The organism is Pilosibacter sp. NGB245, from assembly GCF_057397225.1.
In genome coordinates, this window is the sequence record NZ_CM171584.1 from 93,848 (window position 1) to 112,003 (window position 18,156).

The following is an 18,156-nucleotide window of genomic DNA, read 5'->3' on the forward strand; positions in this document are numbered from 1 at the left end:
GTGCGTATATATCCGCATAAATAAAGGACTGTGAAACACACAGCCAACAAAAAAGGACCTTAAACAGATCAAAGGTCCTTTTTTGCTGCCATGCATCCGAAAGGCGCTGCCGGGCACCCTTTCAAAAAGTCCAGAATGACGTTCAGATAAAACTGCTTTCTTCCAAACATGGAAGTATGGGTAGCACCGTTCACAAGGACGAGCTGCGCACGCGGGATCAGCCGCGCCATCAGCCGGGAGTGGGAGGTTTTCACGAGATCTCTTGTCCCCGCAAGAAGAAGGACCGGCGCCTGTATCGCATGCAGCTGTTCTTTTGTCATCAGCGGCGAGTTGCAGAGCAGGGAGGCGAGCTGCTGGCAGCGGAAAACATGAGAATAGACCATGTCAGCAAATGCATGCCCTTTTTTCTGCGGATGGGAAGCTGGTGAGTCCACACGGCGCGGACGTTTCTGTGAAAGAAAACATGTGCGGAAAAGCGTGGACAAGATCCGATAAAAATAATACTTCCCAATGCAGAACATCCGGACGGGAAAGATCAGTCCGTCAGGCGTGATATTTCCGCTGACAGCGATCACAGAAAGCGTCCGCTCCGGAAAAAGAGAAGCGAACTCCAGTGCGATGTTCGCCCCGTCACTGAATCCAAAGAGGATACACGACGGGATCCGGAGAACATCCAGAAGCGCCGCCGCATCCTTTGCCATATCGGCAGTCGTAAACTCAGCATCTGCATTGTCTGGCTTGATCCGGGAACGTCCGTGGGCACGGCTGTCCATCAGGATCACCCGGTAGTTTGCAGACAATTTTTTCTCGTAGAAGTCAAAGATCATATGCGTCTCCGCGTTCCCGTGGAGCATCAGGATCGGAACTCCGTGCCCGCTTTCTTTATAATAAATCCAAACTTTGGGCGTATCCGCCATACCCTGACGACAGATCATTTTTTCCATTTGTGAAGTTCCCCTTTTAAAAGCGTGAGAATATACCCGCGGATCCCATGAGGATTCTGGATCTCAACAGCGGCATACAGCATGCTCGGCGTCGGATATTTCGGAAGGTACGCATAGTAAGACGGAACCCATTCCGTCGGGCTGTATTTTTCTTTTGCCCGGTAAAGATCCCGGAAACCGTAGCACGCGTTTAAATGGTCATAGATAAACTGGAGCAGGCGTTCCATCGGATTTTTACTCTCTGCGTTCAGACCGGCAAGCGGGGCGACTCCGAGACTGCCGTAGCCGATCCCCTCTTCTTTAAATACCTGGAACGCCTCGTAGATGATCGTCTCCATGACACCGCTCGGCGCATCTTTTCCGTGTCTCGTCACATCGGCCATGTAGCCGTTCTTTCCAAGGAAAGGAACAAAAACGATAAAGGCAACCATTTTTCCATCCGAATTCAGGGCGTAGAAGTAACGCTTGTCCATCGGATCATCGAGTCCGACGGTTCCCATCGTAAACTGAAGCATTCCGCTCTTCTTCCCTTCGAGCCATTCGTCCGTGATCCGGTAAAATTCGCGGTCGAGATCAGGATCCCGTTTCTCCAGCACTTTGTATTCGTGGACCGTGATGCCGGCTTTTGTCGCATGGTTGATGTTCATGCGCATCTTGGCGCCCTTCTTGCCGCTGATCTCATAGTCAGAAAGCTTAAACCGCGCTTCCTCCCCGCTTTTTACGAGACCGAATCCCTGCTTTTCATATTCCGACAGGTAGTAGTCGGTCAGACCGAGAAAGAAAATATTGTGGGCACTGTTCTGGCAGAACTCGCGGAACTCAGCGAGAAGTGCAGGAAAATCTTCATCCTTACAGACTGGATCGCCGTTTACAACGATGGTATCGCCGACGGTCCCATAAGGCAGAACTCCGTCAACAGAATGCCCGAAATACAGACATTTGTCATCTTCCAACGCCAGGTAGGAACATGGATTCTGGCTGTACAGGTTTAAAAGTGTTCTGGCATGCTGGATCTCCTGGGCTCCATGAGCTTGTTTCTGAAGCCATGGACGCAGTGCGCAGAGGATGGCGGCGAGGATGCAGCCCCAGCTGAACCAGAAAAGGACAAATTCTGTTCCATGACGGTCTGCCATGGAAGCAGGAAGATCGCCCATTCCGAAGATCATGCCGATGCCCTGGGCGAAACTGTCCGCAAAGGAGACGGAGGATCCGGCAGCGGTTCCAACCTGCATGTAATGCCAGGTGATCCCGACATTGATCAGGACACCTGCAATGGCAAGAAAAGCAAGTGTTACGGTCTGCTTCCGGTTCTCGCGTCCGGCCGGGATACAGAAATCCTTCCGCAGGGCAAAAAACAGAAGAAACAGAACGAGGTCAAAGATCATGACTCCGTTGTGCAGCGGATGTCCCATCCCGATGAGACCGCGCAGAAAGTTGAGTGTGAAGATCCCCATCGCGATCATCCATGCATTCCGCTTTCTCTTCCATAACTGCAGCGACAGCACGAAAAGAACAATGGAAAAGGCACGCTGGACCATGCGCCCCATCTCAAAAGAGGCCTGCATGGACTGGGAGATCCTTGAAAACGGGAAAAAAGTCAGCAGAAACAGGAAAAAAGAAAATACGGCGAGCAGAACGATCGAGATGTTCTCCAGACGGATCCGGAGCTGCCGTTTTTCATCCAGTCTTTTTTGTGATTCATTCATAAGTCATTCCTCCGAAGCAAAAATCATGAATACGATCTGTTTTATGGTAACACAAAGTGTAGTCTTTTTTGTGTGAAAAATCAACTAAAGGAAGTAAAGTTCCCGCGGAAACCGACGGGATGCCTTGACAAATTTATTTGAACAGGATAGACTAAAGACATCATATGGAAAAAGCTTGGAAGGGAAGAGTACGCCGAAAGGAAGTTTTCAGAGACCCCGGCTGGTGCGAAAGGGGAGCGAAGAGTCGGCGGAAGATGGTCCTGGAGCTGTGCAGGTGAAAAGAAAATCTCCGTTTAGCCTGTGCCGGAAGCGCCCGTTAGCGCGTCAGGCTGTTTGGTGACAGCCGGTGAGGGCGATGACCGTGAGGCATCGCTGAATTTAAAGTGGTAACACGGGGGGACTCGTCTTTAATAATAAAGACGGGCTTTTTTTATGCATTGCGGCACATAACGCGGCAGAAAAAGTCCCCAGCGCAGAAAACGTCCTGTGTGCCATTTATGCCTGAAAGATACAGAAAAAGCTGTATTTTGTGAGCAGATAACCGGCAGGAGAAGAGCCGTAAAAAGAGATAAAAAACAGGAGGAATCAATCCATGTGTACAAACTGTAAGAAACCATACTACATTTCCACAGCGATCGCCTATACATCCGGCAAACCGCATATCGGAAACACTTATGAGATCGTATTAGCAGACGCGATCGCACGCTACAAGAGAGAACAGGGCTATGACGTTTACTTCCAGACAGGAACCGACGAGCACGGTCAGAAGATCGAGTTAAAGGCTGCGGACGCAGGCGTAACTCCGAAGGAGTTCGTTGACAACGTAGCAGGACAGATCAAGGAGATCTGGGACCTCATGAACACTTCCTATGATAAATTCATCCGTACCACAGATGATTACCATGAGAAACAGGTCCAGAAGATCTTCAAGAAATTATATGATCAGGGCGATATCTACAAAGGACATTATGAAGGACTTTACTGCACACCGTGTGAGTCTTTCTGGACTCCGTCCCAGGTCGTAGACGGAAAATGCCCGGACTGCGGACGTCCGGTACAGCCGGCAAAGGAAGAGGCATATTTCTTCCGTATGAGTAAATATGCTCCGAAGCTCATCGAATATATCAACGAGCATCCGGAGTTTATCCAGCCGGTATCCAGAAAGAACGAGATGATGAACAACTTCCTGCTTCCGGGACTTCAGGATCTTTGCGTATCCAGAACCTCCTTCAAGTGGGGAATTCCGGTCACTTTTGATCCGAAGCACGTTACCTATGTATGGCTTGACGCGCTGACCAACTATATCACGGGAATCGGATATGACTGTGACGGAAACAGCGACGAGAAGTTTAAGAAATACTGGCCGGCAGACCTTCACCTGATCGGTAAAGATATTATCCGCTTCCATACCATTTACTGGCCGATCTTCTTAATGGCTCTCGGTCTTCCGCTTCCGAAGCAGGTATTCGGACATCCGTGGCTGTTACAGGGCGATGGCAAGATGAGTAAGTCCAAAGGAAACGTACTCTATGCAGATACGCTCGTTGACTTCTTCGGTGTAGATGCAGTCCGCTACTTCGTACTTCATGAGATGCCGTTTGAGAACGATGGCGTGATCTCCTGGGATCTTATGGTTGAGCGCATGAACTCTGACCTTGCCAACATCCTTGGAAACCTTGTAAACCGTACCGTTTCCATGACAAATAAATATTTTGGCGGAATTGTCGAGAACAAGGGCGTTGCAGAGCCGGTGGATGAAGAGTTAAAGGCAACCGTTCTTGAGACGGTCAAGAAAGTAGACGAGAAGATGAATAAGCTCCGCGTTGCAGACGCGATCACAGAGATCTTCAATATCTTCCGCCGCAGCAACAAATATATCGATGAGACAACTCCGTGGACACTCGCAAAGGATGAGGCAAAGAAGGATCGTCTTGCAACCGTTCTTTACAATCTCACAGAGGCGATCACCATCGGTGCGTCCCTGTTATTCTCCTTCATGCCGGAAACTTCTGAGAAGATCCTCGCTCAGTTAAACACAGAGAAGAGATTGCTGGAGAACATGAATACCTTCGGTCTGTACCCGAACGGAAACAAGGTTACAGAGAAGCCGGAGATCCTGTTTGCCCGTATGGACATCAAGGACGTTATGGAGAAGGTTGAGGCCATGAAGGCAGCAGCCGCAGCAGAGAAACAGGAAGAGAAGAAGGAAGAAGAGAAGCCGGGCATGGACGTTGAGAAGAAGCCGGAGATCACATATGATGATTTCGCAAAGCTTCAGTTCCAGATCGGTGAGATCGTGAAGTGTGAAGAGGTTCCGAAGTCCAAAAAATTACTTTGCTCCCAGGTTAAGATCGGTTCTGAGACAAGACAGATCTTAAGCGGAATCAAGGCATGGTATAAACCGGAAGATATGGTCGGCAGAAAGGTTATGGTCGTTACGAACTTAAAACCGGCGAAGCTCGCAGGCATGTTATCGGAAGGCATGATCCTCTGCGCAGAGGATGATGAGGGCAACCTCGCATTAATGACACCGGCAAAGGATATCAAGTCCGGTTCTGAGGTCTGCTAAGTGAAGGTACGCTTTTGCTTTTCGGCGGAACAGCTAAAAAACATTGCTCTGGTCAGCATGGTCATCGACCATGCTGCCGTTGGGCTTATTGAACAGTCAGAACTGGCTTCGGGCGCTGCCTGGAGTCTCTGTGGGACAGCCATGCGCCTTGTGGGGCGTGTGGCTTTTCCTCTCTTTGCGTTTATGATCGCGGAGGGCGCAGTGCACACGAGGGACCGGAGAAGGTATGCACTGAGGCTGCTTCTGCTGGCGGTTATTTCGGAGATCCCCTTTGATCTTGTTGCGGGGGGAACATGGCTTTTTCCGGTGGATCAGAATACGGTGTTCACATTACTTCTGGGACTTCTGGCAGTCTGGGTCGGCGATCTGATCTGTGGGACCGGATCTGGAGTGTCATACGGAAACCGGGAAAAAACAGGAGATGGCGGCAGGAAGGCGGTAGGCCAGAGGAGATTTCCGTTGGAATATGAGCGGTATATCCGGGTTCTGGCGGCGGTTCCTTTCGGACTGGCAGCCTATTATCTGAAGACGGATTATGGGTTTATGGGCGTGCTGTTGATCGTTATATTGTATACATTGCGCACGGAACCACAGTTTCGCACGGCTGTCTGCATTGTGTTTTTATTTTGTATGTATATGGATTTCTATGGCGCTGCGGCTTGCGTTGCAATTTTCCTGATAAACCGTTACAATGGAGAAAAAGGCAGTGGGAGCGGAAGAATTTTCTATCTGTTTTATCCGTTGCATCTGCTGGTGATCCGGGGAATCAAGATGGCTGTGGGACTGTAAAAAATGAGATTGTGTAAAAAGTCTTACAGATGCCGGCTCCGGATGAAAAAGAAAACGACATATGACTTGAGGACAGAAAGAATGGACTATATTTTTGACACACATGCCCATTACGACGATGAGGCATTTGACGCGGACCGGGAGGAAGTGCTCACGGGACTGAAAGAACAGGGAATCGGAACCGTTGTGAATGTCGGAGCGAGCATCGCGTCAACAAAGACAACGCTGGCACTGGCCGAGGCGCATCCCTTCATGTATGCGGCGGTGGGCGTGCATCCGAATGAGACGGCGGAGCTTACGGATGTGGACATGAAATGGCTGGAATCTCTGGCAGAAAACCCGAAGGTTGTGGCGATCGGTGAGATCGGTCTTGACTATTACTGGGACGAGCCGGAACGGGAGATCCAGAAACACTGGTTTTCGGCGCAGCTTGAGGTCGCAAAGAAGACGGGACTCCCAGTGATCATCCACAGCCGTGACGCGGCGAAGGACACGTTAGATATTATGAAAGTGGAACACAACGGTGCCACCGGCGGCGTGATCCACTGCTTTTCCTACGGAGTGGAGATGGCGAGAGAATATCTGAATATGGGATATTACATCGGGATCGGCGGAGTACTGACCTTCAAGAACGCGAAAAAGTTGATTGAGGTGGCGGAATACGCACCACTAGACAGGATTGTTCTTGAGACGGACTGCCCATATCTGGCACCGGTGCCGAATCGCGGAAAGAGAAATTATTCCGGAAATCTGCCGTATGTGGCGGAGAAACTGGCAGAGATCAAGGGTGTTTCCAAGGAAGAGATCATCCGAGAGACGGCGAAGAACGCTAGAGCGCTGTATCGGATCACAGAGTAGGAGTTTCGGGACGATCAGACCGATCGGACTGCGATATCGGAATGGTATCAAATTTTGTATACAAGATGCACCTCATGCAACAAAAGCACCTGCGCAAAAGCGCAGTCAAAAATAGAAAGAGAGAAATAAATGGCAAATCTGGGAAACCCAAAGAATACCATAGAGATCATACAGAAGTATGAATTCATGTTTCAGAAAAAGTTCGGTCAGAACTTTTTGATCGATACCCATGTACTGGAGAAGATCATCTCCGCAGCTGGAATCACAAAGAATGACTGCGTCCTTGAGATCGGCCCGGGAATCGGAACCATGACCCAGTACCTTGCGGAGAACGCCGGACATGTTGTAGCTGTTGAGATCGACCGGAACCTGATCCCCATCTTAAAGGAGACACTGGCGGATTACGACAACGTGACCGTCATCAACGAGGATATCTTAAGAGTCGATATCAAGGCACTGGCCGAGGAATACAACGGCGGAAAGCCGATCAAGGTCGTTGCGAACCTGCCGTACTATATCACGACCCCAATCATCATGGGGCTCTTTGAGAGCGGAGTGCCGATCGACAATATTACCGTCATGGTCCAGAAGGAAGTTGCGGACCGCATGAAGGAAGGACCGGGGTCCAAGGATTACGGCGCTCTGTCCCTGGCTGTCCAGTATTACGCGGAGCCGGAGATCGTAGCGAACGTACCGCCGAACTGCTTTATCCCGCGCCCGAATGTGGGATCAGCGGTGATCCGGCTTACAAGACATAAGGAGATGCCGGTTGAGGTGAAGGATCCTGCCCTGATGTTCAAGATCATCCGCGCGTCCTTCAATCAGAGAAGAAAGACGCTGCAGAACGGTCTCGGAAATGCGCCTGAACTTCCGTATACAAAGGAACAGATCGCGGCAGCGATCGCAGAGATGGGACTCACTCCGACGATCCGCGGCGAAGCGTTAAGCCTTGCACAGTTTGCGCAGTTGTCGGATATTCTTGGAGAGATGAAATAAGAAGCATGCGGATATCTGGTCATGCGGGAAAATGAGTCTGTCCGCAGCATAGACTTTGTATACAAGCCAGAGCGCTATGGTGAAGCAGAAGAATAGAATATAGGACGGGAGGAAGCATTATGGGATTTACAGAACTGTCACACGCGTTTATCGCGGCAAAATATTATGTTTATCTGAAGGAAATCTTCGGTGACCGCGGCGAGGCGGCATTTTTGCATGCCACCCGATATTACGGCGAACAGCGTGGACGTCGGATGGCACAGCGAGCGATCCGGGACGGAAAACCTCTGACTTATGAGACATACTGCCAGTACGGTGAATGGGTCAACACGGAAGAGGTGAAAGCACAAGGACTCGGAAACCAGTCCGAGACGACAAGCTTAAGCCCGGACTTTCAGATCCACATCCATGTCTGTCCGTGGCACACCCAGTTTAAGAATATGGGACTCCCGGAAGCGGGGCTTCTCTATTGTAAGGACCTGGATGCGTCCATTTCCCGAGGTTTCAACCCGGAGATTCGCTATGAGGTCTCCCAGACACTCCATGACCATGATTATTGTATACAGACGATCCGGAACGCCGGTTTGACGCCGGAGTCCAATATGGCAAAAAATCCGGCAGGCCTCAGATCTTTCGAGTACCACTGCGCTCACTCCTACTGGGCATACCGGGAAGTCTGTGAAGCAATCTTCGGGGAAGAGGGGACACGGATCGCTGAAAGAGTCCTTGATGATTTTGCCGCAGAGTATGGAAAAAAGATGGCAGACACGCTGGCAGGATATGCAAGGACGAATTTTAACATCGCAGACTAAGAAATCAGCAGCTTTGCAAAAAGAGCTGCTGAAATATTGCTGTTAGAAAGAAGAACAAGGTATATCGAAATACATTTTGAAGAATATTGAGGAGCAACACTTATGAAACAGATCAATATGCTGGAATCCCCGGTCCGCCAGGTATTTTTCAGTTACCTGGTGCCGTCCATCAGCGCAACACTCGTGACCTCCATTTATATTCTGGCGGACACGATGATGATCGGACGCGGAGTCGGTGGTTCCGGTATTGCGGCGATGAATATTTTACTGCCGCTCTACAACACATATTTCGGGATCGGAATGATGTGCGGAGTCGGCGGCAGCGTTCTCTTTGGGTTTTCCAGAGGACGCGGCGATGAAAAACGCGCCAGAAGTTATTTTACGGCGGCACTCTGTGTGGTGCTTGCTCTGTCAGCAGTCTTTCTGATATTGGGAAGAATCTTTTTCAACCCTCTGATTACTTTTATGGGAAATACCCCACTCTTAAATGAATACACCGTGCCTTACGGAACTGTGCTCACAACAGCGGCTCCCATGTTTGCCCTGTCTTCATTCCTTCAGGCATTCGTCCGAAATGACGGTGCGCCGAAGCTTGCCATGGCGGGCGTGATTAGTGGAGGCGTCACCAATGTGATCCTGGATTATGTATACATTTTTATCATGAAATGGGGAATGGGAGGTGCGGCGCTGGCGACAGCCACCGGAACGACACTCACGGTGCTGATCCTCGCAAGCCATTTTTTCTCGAAAGATAACCACTTGAAGCTGGAATTTAGCGATGTGTGGAGACGGGTGCCGGAGGTGCTCGGAAATGGGCTCGCAAGCTTTATTCTGGAGATCTCCAACGGTTTCGTGATGCTGCTGTTTAACCGCCAGCTCCTCGCTTACGTGGGAGAGATGGGAATCACGGTCTATGGAATCATCACAAACACCGCGCTTGTGGCATCGTCCATTTCCAACGGTATCGCTCAGGCAGTACAGCCGTTGCTTTCCGCAAACTTTGGCGCGGGAAACCTGAAGAGAGTCGGCGAGGCGAGAAAGCTGGGAGTCCGGACCGGATTTGCTGCAGGCTTCATATTCACTGCGATCGGCATGCTGATCCCGGTACAGTTGTCCTATCTGTTCCTGGACCCGACACCGGAGATCCTCACAATGGCGGTCCCGGCGATCCGGCTGTATTTCCTCTGCTTCTTAGTCAGCGAGTGGAACATCATCAGCGGAATGTATTTCCAGTCTACTGTGAGACCGCGGTTTTCTTTAACGATCACACTGCTCCGCGGAGTGATCTTAAACAGCGTGTTCGTGTTCCTTCTCCCGGCACTCTTTGGTGTAGACGGAATCTGGCTTACGGTGACTGTATCAGAGTTCATCACGGCGGGCGTTGCGTTTGTGCTTATGAAAAGGGAAAAACATTAATATAAAAAAAATATGGTAACTGTTCAGTAGGTCTGCGCACTTGCTGCGCTGACCGTAAGAAAACATAGGCTGGAGGGCAAAAATCCCATCAGCGAAGCTGATCTGGAATGGATTTTTGCGTGTAACTATGAAGGTACTGAATAGTTACAAAATATGTAAACAACGGACTTAGGGATCTTTGAGAAAAAGGATTTCGGATTCCGTTGTTTCTTTTTTCATTGCCGCGTTCCCAGAAGAACATTCCGGTGGCAGGTTTTGCAGGTGCATCTGGAAGAAACAGGAGACAAATTCGTTAAACTTATTTCAATTGACACTATAACAGCCTATTGGTAAAATGGAGATAGCGACATTAAATAAAGAAAGAAGAGGAGAACAATATGACGATCAGAATCGGAATTATGGGTTATGGAAATCTTGGACGCGGCGTTGAGTGCGCCATCAAACAGAATCCGGATATGGAGCTTGCGGCAGTATTTACAAGAAGAGATCCGAAAAATGTCAGGATCCTGACCGAAAGCGCAAAGGTTTACCATGCGGACGAAGCGAAACATATGACAGATAAGATCGATGTCCTGATCCTTTGCGGCGGAAGTGCGACAGATCTTCCGGTGCAGACACCGGAGTATGCGAAATATTTCACCGTAGTGGACAGCTTTGACACACACGCGAGAATTCCGGAGCATTTTGCAGCTGTCGATGCAGCGGCAAAGGAAGCAGGAAATGTAGCAGTGATCTCCGCAGGCTGGGATCCGGGTATGTTCTCCTTAAATCGTGTATACGCAAATGCAATTCTCCCGGATGGTAAAGACTATACATTCTGGGGCAAAGGTGTAAGCCAGGGGCATTCCGACGCGATCCGCCGCATTGATGGCGTGAAGGACGCAAGACAGTATACAGTCCCGGTTGAGAGCGTATTGGAGAGAATCAGAAACGGCGAGACTCCGGAGCTCACAACGAGAGAGAAACACACAAGAGAATGCTATGTTGTTGCTGAAGAGGGTGCTGATCTTGCACGCATCGAAAAAGAGATCGTAACGATGCCGAACTACTTCTCCGACTATGATACAACGGTTCATTTCATCAGCGAGGAAGAGATGAAGCGTGACCACTCCACACTCCCGCACGGCGGTTTCGTGATCAGAAACGGAAAGACCGGATGGAATCAGGAGAATACACATGTGATTGAGTATCGTCTGAAACTGGATTCCAACCCGGAGTTCACTTCCTCCGTGATCGTTTGCTGTGCCCGCGCCGCATTCCGCATGAAACAGGAGGGAATGAGCGGATGCAAGACCATTCTTGACATTCCGCCGGCATACCTTTCCGCAAAGAGCGGTGAGGAACTCAGAAAGAATCTCCTGTAATCATAAAAAGAACCTTTAAAGGCGGCGAAAGAGCCGGCCTTTGATCAATCATACCTCCGCCCTGTGTCCGCAGCCGACAGATACAGGGCGGAAGTATCAATTGCCATGCATTCAGAAAAGACTGCAAACGGGATCCATGCATGGCGGATTTTGTAGAGGGTGAAGATATGACACTTAAGAAGAATCATCCGGCAGGTTACAACGGGATCACGGACGGTGTGATCTGGCAGCAGCTTCTGCTCTTTTTCTTTCCGATCCTGTTCGGGACATTTTTCCAGCAGCTTTACAACACGGCAGATGCCATGATCGTTGGAAAATTCGTTGGAAAAGAAGCACTTTCCGCGGTAGGGGGTACGACAGGAACGTTGATCAACCTGTTAGTTGGTTTCTTCGTCGGAATGTCCTCCGGCGCGGCCGTTGTCGTATCCCAGTTCTATGGGGCAAAGGAAGACCAGCAGGTGCAGAAATCGGTTCACACATCGTTCTGTCTGGCGCTGGCCGGCGGTGTGACACTCTTAGTGATCGGTGAGATCTTCACTCCGGCTGCGATCCGGGCCATGGGTGCTCCCGAAGAGATCCTTGGATATTCTGTGACATACCTCAGGATCTATTTCCTGGGTATCATAGGAAATCTGGTCTATAACATGGGCGCTGCGATCCTGCGAGCTGTGGGAGATTCGAAGAGACCGCTCTATTTCCTTGTGGCGAGCTGCCTGACCAATATTGCTCTGGATCTCCTGTTTGTAGTCTGTTTTCATATGGAAGTTGCCGGGGCGGCGCTTGCGACGATCATGTCCCAGCTTTTATCGGCAGTACTCGTTATGATAACGCTGATCCGGACAAAAGAATCTTACCGTTTTATCCCGAAGGAACTCCGTGTGGAGCCGGTATTATTAAAGAGGATCATAAAGATCGGTCTTCCGGCGGGACTCCAGTCCATGATGTACTCGATCTCCAATATCCTGATTCAGGCAAACATCAATGGATACGGAACGAATACGATTGCGTCCTGGGCAGTTTATGGAAAGATTGACGGTATCTTCTGGATGACCATGGATGCCATGGGAATTTCTGTGACGACTTTTGCGGGACAGAATTTCGGTGCAGGAAAGATCAAACGTCTGAAAAAGGGCACCTATGTGGGGCTTCTCATGTCGACGATCATTACGGCAGCACTTGGTGTATTTATGTTTACGGCAGGTCCGGTACTCATCAGTCTCTTTACCAACGATGTGGATGTCATGGCGGAGAGCATGAGTATTATCCGCTTCCTGGTGCCGTTCTGGTTCTGCTACATCTGCGTCAACGTATATCCGTGTACGCTGCGCGGCGTGGGCGATGCCCTGATCCCAATGCTGATCATCTGTGTTGGAACCTGTATCCTGCGTGTGCTCTGGGTATTCGGCGCGGGCGCAGTCCATCCGGGACTGTACACGACGCTGACGAGCTATCCGTTAAGCTGGAGTATCACTTCGCTGGCATTTCTGGTATACTATTACCGGTTTAGTGCGATGAGAAAGTTAAATAAACTGATTGAAGAATAAGCATAACTGTTCGGCAGGTCTGTGAACTAATTGTTCTGGTCTGCTGAACAATTATAATAAGTGTAACTGGAATATGGATGTTGAATTTGAATTTAAAGAGAAAAATGGGGGCGCTTGTGTGACAAAGCTTTTGGCACCAGGCGCCGTCTGCGTGGTACCGGAAAATATAGGCGGACTTCCGGTGACAGAACTGGCAGACAAGGTATTTTCGGGGAGCACGGTGGAGAAAGTCTATCTCCCGCGGACACTCACCCGGATCGGAAGATATGAATTTTATGGATGTGAGAAGCTTCAGGAGATCCATTTTTACGGGGCGCTCCGGGAAGTCGGCGGCGGTGTGTTTACGGGCTGCCGGAATATCAGGAGTCTGACTGTGCATATGGGGGTGGATGAAGAGTCGGCACTCAGGGATTTTGTGACGGAGATCAATGAGAGAGTCACAGTGCATGTGTTTATACAGGGCGGACAAAATCGAATGCAGGACGAGAGAGACACGGACTCTGCACGAACATCACTGGCTTCAAGTACTTTTGAGGAAGAGAACGGGGAGACAGAGACTGCGCGTGTGATCTTCCCGGAATACTACGACGAGGCGGTGGAAAATACGCCCGCCAGGATCACGGTATCCAATATCCACGGTGCAGGGCAGAAGTATCGCTACTGTTTTGAGGGACGAAAATTCCGATTTGACAGGTATGATAAAATGTTTGTGTATGAAAAAGCAGAGGAATCGGTTCTCATGGCATCGAAGATCGCGGTGACCCGGCTGCAGTATCCGAAAGGACTGTGGGAGAGCGCGAAAAAGGAATATGAAAAGTTTCTTATGGAGAATCTTTATGAGGTACTTCTTGGAACTCTTGAGGACCCGGAGACCATAAAATGGATTGCGGGACAGTATTTAACACCGGAAAAGAATCCGCTGACGGCGGATAAGATGTCGGGGCTGATCACGGAGATCTCGAAAAAGCATCTGCCGGAGCTTTTGGGGATGTTTATGGAGATCCAGAGGAAGAAGTTTGGCGTAAAGAAGAAAAAGTTTGATTTTGATTTGTGAGGAGGTCAGAAATCGTCATGAGAGAAGATGCGGCATGGTCGCCGATCCTGAGAGAGCAGGGCGCGCTGGAAGAACTGGCGGCGATCGGCGTTGAGATCATACGGAACGCGAGGAATGAGCTGTATCTTTCCATGCGGTTTCTCGACGTGGCTTTAAATGGTCTGTTCCCGGTGGCGGATAACAGCATCAAGGGAATCGGAACGGACGGAACCTTATTATCATTTGAGACAGGATACATCTGCGGCTGGTACCGGAGAAATCCTGTTTATGTAAACCGCATGATCCTGCACGAGACCTTCCACTGTCTCTTTGTCCACCCATGGTCGAGAAAAAAGCGGACAGAGGAATACTGGAATCTGGCATGCGATATCGCTGTGGAGTCCCTGATCGACGGGATCCACAAGCCGTGCGTCCATCTGCCGATGTCCCCGGTGCGGGCGGAATTTTACGGACGTCTGAGGAAAAAGATCAAGGTACTGAACGCGGAGAGCATCTATCACACTATGCAGGAGATGGAGCTTTCGGAGATCGAATATGAGCGGCTCTGCCGGGAATTCTGCCGGGACGATCATTCCAGATGGGAGAAAGAGGACGAGAAGAAATCTCCGAATCCCAACCGGAACCGAAAAAACGATTGGGATGACAAGCGGGAGAAGATGCAGGCGGAGATGGAGGCGTTTTCCAACGAGGCGGCGGATGACTCCAGGGAGCTGATGGATCAGCTGGCGGTGGAGAACCGAGAGCGGTACGATTACCGGAAGTTTTTGCAGAAATTTTCGGTGCTGAAGGAGACAGTCCAGATCGATCCGGATGCGTTCGACTATGTATTCTACAATTATGGCATGCAGTTATACGGAAATATGCCGTTGATCGAGCCCCTTGAGACGAAGGAAGTCCGGCGGATCGAGGATTTTGTGGTCGTTATCGACACTTCGATGTCATGTTCCGGGGAGCTGGTGAAGAAATTCCTGGAAGAGACCTATGGGGTGCTGGCTCAGTCGGAGAGCTTCTTTAAGAAGGTCAATATCCATATTTTGCAGTGCGACGATAAAGTACGGCAGGATGTGAAGATCGAGAGCGAGGAGGATCTTCGGAATTACATGGACCACATGGAACTCCATGGCATGGGCGGGACTGATTTCCGCCCGGCATTCCTGCATGTGGACCAGATGATCAAGGCGGGAAAGTTCAGCAGGCTGCGGGGACTTCTCTATTTTACGGACGGATATGGGACATTTCCGGTGAAAATGCCGCCATATGACACGGCCTTCGTGTTTATGCGGGATAATTATACTGACGCGGACGTTCCGCCTTGGGCGATGAAGGTGATTCTGGACCCGGAGTCGATGGAGGACGTGGGGAAAATATTAGATGGAAAATAGTAACTGTTCAGTAGGTCTGCGCATTTACTGCGCTGACCGTAAGAAAACTTAGAATGGAAGGCAAAAATCCTATCGGCATAGCCGATTTGGAATGGATTTTTGCGCGTAACTGTGGGGGTACTGAACAGTTACGGAAAGTAAAAGGTTTGACAGGCTGGTTCACGGACTGTAAAAATTATACCGGAGTAAAAAGATATGAACATCAAGCGTGCAAAACAGGAAATTAAAAATACGATACAGGTGTATCTGACGAAGAACGCACACGGGGAATACGAGATCCCGTCCATGCGGCAGCGCCCGGTGCTGCTCATCGGTCCGCCAGGAATCGGAAAGACCCAGATCATGGAGCAGGTGGCGCGGGAGTGCGGGATCGGTCTCGTCTCCTACACGATCACACACCATACGAGACAGAGTGCCATCGGTCTCCCGTTTATCTCGGAGAAGACTTACGGCGGGAAGAATGTCCATGTGACGGAATATACCATGAGCGAGATCGTTGCGGCGATCTACAATAAGATCGAGGACACAGGACTCTCCGAGGGACTTCTCTTCATCGATGAGATCAACTGCGTTTCCGAGACGCTGGCTCCGGCCATGCTGCAGTTTTTGCAGTATAAGACTTTCGGAAATCATAAGATCCCGGATGGCTGGATCATCGTGGCAGCAGGAAACCCGCCGGAATACAATAAATCCGTGCGGGAATTCGATATTGCGACCCTGGACCGCATCAAAAAGATCGATGTGGAGGCGGATTTTGAGGTCTGGAAGGAATACGCGAAACAGGCGGATATCCATCCGGCGATCCTGTCATTCCTCACCGCAAAACCGCAGTATTTTTACCAGGTGGAGACAACTGTGGATGGCAAGATTTTTGCGACACCTCGTGGGTGGGAAGATCTCTCCGGATTTTTAAAGGTCTGCGAGAAGGTGGATCTTATCTGTGACCGGGAAGTTGTAGTGCAGTACATTGAGCATCCCCGGATCGCAAAAGATTTTGCGAACTATCTGGAATTATATAAGAAGTATCAGGCGAGGTACCAGATCGATGAAGTTCTGGAAGGAAAGCAGGACGAGCGCCTGATGGAACAGGCGGCGAAGGCACCGTTTGACGAGAAGCTTTCCATCATCAGCCTGATTTTAGCGAAGCTTGATGTGGAGTTTAAGGCTTATGCGCAGAAAGAGGATTATCTGGAAGTGCTGTTTGGGGAGCTGAAAGCATTCAAGAGAAGTCTGGAAGATAAAACGGAGGCCGGAGAAACGATGAAGACAGTGCCGCAGACTCCGATCAACATTTTCTCCCATCAGATCGAGGCATTCACCGCTGCATCCGAGCAGAAACAGAAAGCCGGTCTTCTCACAAGACAGGAAAAATATCGCTGTGCCGATATCGCAGCGGATATGAACCGATACCTTCAGACAGTGAAAGCAGAGCTTTTATCGGGTGGTGACGAGATATTCGACCGGTTCCGGGAGCTGTTTGGTGACGAACGGACAGAACTTGAGGATCTGTGCGCTCATGCCAGACAGACACTGGAGTATGCCTTTGATTTCATGGAAGGAACGTACGGAAGCAGTCAGGAGATGGTGGTGTTTATCACAGAACTGAACTCCAGCGTCCCGGCCGTGCGGTTCTTACAGGAAAATGAGTGTGAACGATATTTTGAATACAATAAGAATCTGCTGTTTGATGAGAGACGGGCAGATATTCTGAGCAGGCTGGACAGACTTGGGGCATTTTAATTGGAAAGGAAAGTGATCATATGGAATACGAAGGAACCGTATACCGCCCGCCGAGCGAGGCGAGAAGCTTAATTATTCAGGTGACTGTGGGCTGTGCCCATAACCGGTGCACCTTCTGCAACATGTACCGGGTGAAAAAATTCCGAGTGCGGACAAAAGAAGAGATCATGAAGGATCTGGACGAATGCCGCGATTATTACGGACCGTATGTCAGCCGTGTATTCTTTGCGGACGGTGATGCACTGGTGGTAAAGACAGAACTTCTTTTAGAGCTTTTAGCCTATGTCCACAAAAATTTCCCGTACGTGGAGCGGATCACCTCTTACGGGACTGCAAAGGATGTTCTGGCAAAGTCTGAGGAAGATTTAAAAGCCTTAGCGGCAGCAGGACTCGAGATGGTCTATATCGGAGCGGAATCCGGCGATGACCGTGTCCTGGAGCATATCCATAAGGATGTGACGGCGGCCCAGATTGCGGCGGCGGGACAGAAATTGAAGCGCTGCGGCATCAAGACCTCTGTGACGCTGATCTCCGGCCTCGGCGGAAGAAAAGGGATCCGGGAACATGCCATCAAGTCGGCGGAGCTGATCAATCAGATGAATCCGGAGTATGCCTCCTTCCTGACATTGCGCCTCTATGAGGGGACCCAGATGAATGAGGAAGTAAAACGCGGGGAGATGGAGCTTATCACCCCGGACGAGATCGTGGAGGAAATGGAGCTGTTTTTAACACACATTGATTCTCCCGGAACGATCTTCCGGACAAACCACGCGTCCAACTATGTAGTGCTTGCGGGAACTTTTAACGAAGATATTCCGAAAATGCTGGCACAACTGGAGGACGCAAAGAAAAGACAGCGTTACCGCCTTGAAGAATGGCGCAGCCATATTTAAGTAAGAAGAGCAGAGAAAACAGTCCCGCGGGCTTTCTGGACGCTTAAAACGGTAGAAAAATGGCTCGCGGGATATGCCTTTTCAGGGCT

At 50.0% G+C, this 18,156-nt stretch carries 14 protein-coding genes and 1 other annotated feature; of the genes, 12 read left to right on the forward strand and 2 right to left on the reverse strand.

All coding sequences use genetic code 11. The annotated features are described in order from the left end of the window. Positions 1-68 precede the first annotated feature (68 nt). Complete coding sequence (locus tag ACXMYH_RS00440; protein WP_486555274.1) at positions 69-944, reverse strand: alpha/beta fold hydrolase; 876 nt, start codon at positions 942-944, stop codon at positions 69-71. Then, a complete protein-coding gene (locus tag ACXMYH_RS00445) occupies positions 932-2,650 on the reverse strand; it encodes a bifunctional lysylphosphatidylglycerol flippase/synthetase MprF (RefSeq protein WP_486555275.1) in 1,719 nt (572 codons plus the stop codon). Before ACXMYH_RS00445 ends, ACXMYH_RS00440 begins: the two co-directional genes overlap by 13 nt. Positions 2,651-2,817: 167 nt before the next feature. Continuing rightward, positions 2,818-3,062, forward strand: a binding site (T-box leader). A gap of 180 nt (positions 3,063-3,242) precedes the next feature. Between ACXMYH_RS00445 and metG the strand changes: the two genes are divergently transcribed. The 12 genes from metG (at position 3,243) to ACXMYH_RS00505 (ending at position 18,067) form a co-directional block, all read left to right on the forward strand. Then, positions 3,243-5,219, forward strand: a complete 1,977-nt coding sequence (gene metG, locus ACXMYH_RS00450; protein WP_486555276.1) for a methionine--tRNA ligase — start codon at positions 3,243-3,245, stop codon at positions 5,217-5,219. Then, a complete protein-coding gene (locus tag ACXMYH_RS00455; protein WP_486555277.1) occupies positions 5,220-6,008 on the forward strand; it encodes a TraX family protein in 789 nt (262 codons plus the stop codon). 81 nt (positions 6,009-6,089) lie between these two features. Beyond that, a complete protein-coding gene (locus tag ACXMYH_RS00460; RefSeq protein ID WP_486555278.1) occupies positions 6,090-6,866 on the forward strand; it encodes a TatD family hydrolase in 777 nt (258 codons plus the stop codon). Positions 6,867-6,995: 129 nt separating this feature from the next. After that, positions 6,996-7,862 carry a 16S rRNA (adenine(1518)-N(6)/adenine(1519)-N(6))-dimethyltransferase RsmA gene (gene rsmA / locus ACXMYH_RS00465; protein ID WP_015553982.1) on the forward strand — a complete coding sequence of 289 codons (867 nt, stop codon included), beginning with the start codon at positions 6,996-6,998 and terminating at the stop codon, positions 7,860-7,862. Between the two features lie 119 nt (positions 7,863-7,981). After that, positions 7,982-8,674, forward strand: coding sequence for an L-2-amino-thiazoline-4-carboxylic acid hydrolase (locus ACXMYH_RS00470; RefSeq protein WP_015553983.1), 693 nt, complete (start codon positions 7,982-7,984; stop codon positions 8,672-8,674). Between the two features lie 102 nt (positions 8,675-8,776). Next, on the forward strand, positions 8,777-10,090 hold the full coding sequence (locus ACXMYH_RS00475) for an MATE family efflux transporter (RefSeq protein WP_117503785.1): 1,314 nt from the start codon (positions 8,777-8,779) through the stop codon (positions 10,088-10,090). A gap of 377 nt (positions 10,091-10,467) precedes the next feature. Further along, the gene (locus tag ACXMYH_RS00480) at positions 10,468-11,454 is read left to right on the forward strand and encodes a diaminopimelate dehydrogenase (protein ID WP_118532211.1); all 987 of its coding nucleotides are present in this window, start codon (positions 10,468-10,470) and stop codon (positions 11,452-11,454) included. Between the two features lie 167 nt (positions 11,455-11,621). After that, a complete protein-coding gene (locus tag ACXMYH_RS00485; protein ID WP_486555279.1) occupies positions 11,622-12,998 on the forward strand; it encodes an MATE family efflux transporter in 1,377 nt (458 codons plus the stop codon). 118 nt (positions 12,999-13,116) lie between these two features. Further along, a complete protein-coding gene (locus ACXMYH_RS00490; RefSeq protein WP_486555280.1) occupies positions 13,117-14,052 on the forward strand; it encodes a leucine-rich repeat protein in 936 nt (311 codons plus the stop codon). A gap of 17 nt (positions 14,053-14,069) precedes the next feature. Then, positions 14,070-15,434: a vWA domain-containing protein gene (locus tag ACXMYH_RS00495; protein WP_215702006.1), complete on the forward strand. Its 1,365-nt coding sequence runs from the start codon at positions 14,070-14,072 to the stop codon at positions 15,432-15,434. Between the two features lie 195 nt (positions 15,435-15,629). Next, positions 15,630-17,174: an ATP-binding protein gene (locus ACXMYH_RS00500; protein ID WP_486555281.1), complete on the forward strand. Its 1,545-nt coding sequence runs from the start codon at positions 15,630-15,632 to the stop codon at positions 17,172-17,174. A gap of 20 nt (positions 17,175-17,194) precedes the next feature. Next, positions 17,195-18,067, forward strand: a complete 873-nt coding sequence (locus tag ACXMYH_RS00505) for a B12-binding domain-containing radical SAM protein (protein WP_486555282.1) — start codon at positions 17,195-17,197, stop codon at positions 18,065-18,067. Positions 18,068-18,156: the final 89 nt, after the last annotated feature.